This is a genomic window from Vibrio fujianensis (assembly GCF_002749895.1).
Lineage (GTDB): Bacteria > Pseudomonadota > Gammaproteobacteria > Enterobacterales > Vibrionaceae > Vibrio > Vibrio fujianensis.
In genome coordinates, this window is record NZ_NBUS01000006.1 from 1 (window position 1) to 2,042 (window position 2,042).

At 40.4% G+C, this 2,042-nt stretch carries 4 protein-coding genes; 2 read left to right on the forward strand and 2 right to left on the reverse strand.

Going from position 1 to position 2,042, the window contains the following annotated elements; genetic code table 11:
* Positions 1–105: 105 nt before the first annotated feature.
* Positions 106–525, reverse strand: a complete 420-nt coding sequence (locus B7C60_RS00065; protein ID WP_017045848.1) for a GNAT family N-acetyltransferase — start codon at positions 523–525, stop codon at positions 106–108.
* Positions 526–743: 218 nt separating this feature from the next.
* On the opposite strand from B7C60_RS00065, the gene B7C60_RS00075 reads away from it, so the two are divergent.
* Both B7C60_RS00075 and B7C60_RS00080 read left to right on the forward strand, forming a co-directional pair.
* Positions 744–986 carry a type II toxin-antitoxin system ParD family antitoxin gene (locus B7C60_RS00075; RefSeq protein ID WP_002044787.1) on the forward strand — a complete coding sequence of 81 codons (243 nt, stop codon included), beginning with the start codon at positions 744–746 and terminating at the stop codon, positions 984–986.
* Positions 983–1,282, forward strand: coding sequence for a type II toxin-antitoxin system RelE/ParE family toxin (locus B7C60_RS00080; protein WP_000802131.1), 300 nt, complete (start codon positions 983–985; stop codon positions 1,280–1,282). Before B7C60_RS00075 ends, B7C60_RS00080 begins: the two co-directional genes overlap by 4 nt.
* An 84-nt stretch (positions 1,283–1,366) precedes the next feature.
* On the opposite strand, the gene B7C60_RS00090 is transcribed toward B7C60_RS00080, so the two are convergent.
* Complete coding sequence (locus B7C60_RS00090) at positions 1,367–1,936, reverse strand: hypothetical protein (RefSeq protein WP_045626594.1); 570 nt, start codon at positions 1,934–1,936, stop codon at positions 1,367–1,369.
* Between the last annotated feature and the right edge of the window lie 106 nt (positions 1,937–2,042).

The window sequence follows — 2,042 nt, forward strand, 5'->3', positions numbered from 1 at the left end:
AACTTTCCGCATAACACTGTAACCACAAAAACCAACGCATAATAAAAATGCCACGCGTTGGCTGTCCCTCTTGAACGCTTTGTTATAAGCAAATAAAACCTTGATTTAATTGATTTTCAACTGCTCAGAACTAGATAAAACCCATGCACTATTATGAGCTTCAAAACCAATTTTAGGATAATAACCTTGTGCTTTCGGTGCTGATAGTAAAACCAATTTACAACTTGGGCTCAACTCTTCTTTGGTCACTAAGATTAGATATTTACCTATACCATTGGATTGAACACTTTCATCAACAGCTAAATCAGACAGATAGCAGCAATAATGAAAATCTGTCACTGAACGAGCAACACCGACAAGTTGATCGTTCAGCCATGCGGTCACAATTAAATTAGAGTTATCGAGCATACCCTGAATAGTTGACTCATTATCCAAAGGACGCCGCTCACCCAATGAAGTTTTCTTCAGTAAACTCACGAATTGTTCAACTGAGATTGGATGGTTTACTTTGTACTCGATTTCCATTTTTCATCCTCTGGGGCTGAACTTGCTTATAACGCCCGCTTAAGGGGCTGACAACGCTACAGCCAAGTTTCCGCATTACACCGTAGCCACAAAAACCAACGCATAGTAAAAATGCCACGCGTTGGCAGTCCCTCTTGAAGCGTTTGTTATGCGCCTTGCCTTGGAAGTCATTTGATACCATAATTAGGTACTTTCTGGTACTTTTGAGGATGAAATTTATGGCTAAGAACACAAGTATTACCCTTGGTGAGCACTTTGATGGTTTTATCACAAACCAAATTCAAAGTGGGCGTTATGGCTCTGCAAGTGAAGTCATTCGCTCTGCTTTGCGTTTACTCGAAAACCAAGAGACTAAACTGCAGACTCTTCGTCAACTACTTGTTGAAGGTGAACAAAGTGGTGACGCTGATTACGACCTTGATAGTTTCATCAATGAACTTGATAGTGAAACTAATCGATGAAACCATTTAATCTTACAACTGCAGCCAAAACTGATTTACGTGATATCGCTTTATTTACTCAACGCCGTTGGGGCAAAGAACAGCGAAACATCTACTTAAAGCAATTTGACGATTCATTTTGGCTTTTGGCTGAAAATCCCGACATCGGCAAATCGTGTGATGAAATTCGAGATGGTTACCGGAAATTTCCTCAAGGTAGCCATGTGATTTTTTATCAACAAACAGGCAGCCAACAAATTAGAGTCGTCCGTATTTTACATAAGAGCATGGATGTTAATCCGATCTTTGGCGCATAACGCCGCGTTAAGTAGTGAGCAACATTGCCACCTAACTTAAACCATTGTGCCATAAACACTAAATTCAAAGAAAACCAAAAATGCCTAGCGTTGCGAATCTGCCTTAAACGCTTTGTTAGTTGCCTTTTCCCAAAGTAGTATTGATGTGTCAGCAATTTTACTAAACCATATTTCAAAAAATGCATCCCGCTTGTTTGAGGTGACATCAAATCCTGTCGCATGTGCAACGACTGTATCCCCGTAGACAGATTCCGCGGTAACTGTAACAGTACAACTATCTAGTTGATCATCTGCCGATTCAGAGAGGGAATAGCTGTAGATAACTTCAGATGTGTTGGCACTTAGAGCGAATGGCAATGAGGTAGCAACATCTTTACTGCGTGGATTCTTCTGTTGGATTACTTTCGAGAAATCATTGAAGTTAGTAATTTCAATTTCCTCACCAGATGCTAAATGTAACTGAACCCTCTTCAGAATCGCAGCACCATTACCATCGTTGATCAGTTTGAACTCACGAGTTACCTGATGATCTTTAGACGCGGCTGAAAAGTAAGTGTGGATTATGGGTAACAACTCTTTCCGGTTATGCTGACGCTGAATAAATAAGGTTAAACACGCAACCAACAGCGCTAAAAAAATTAATATGATTTCCATTAAAACTCCAAAGCCTTGGTGGCAACTAACGCCGCATTAAGGGGCAAGCAACGCTAACAAGCGAACTTAAACTAACCAACCGTAACCTCAAATGCTCATCCAAACT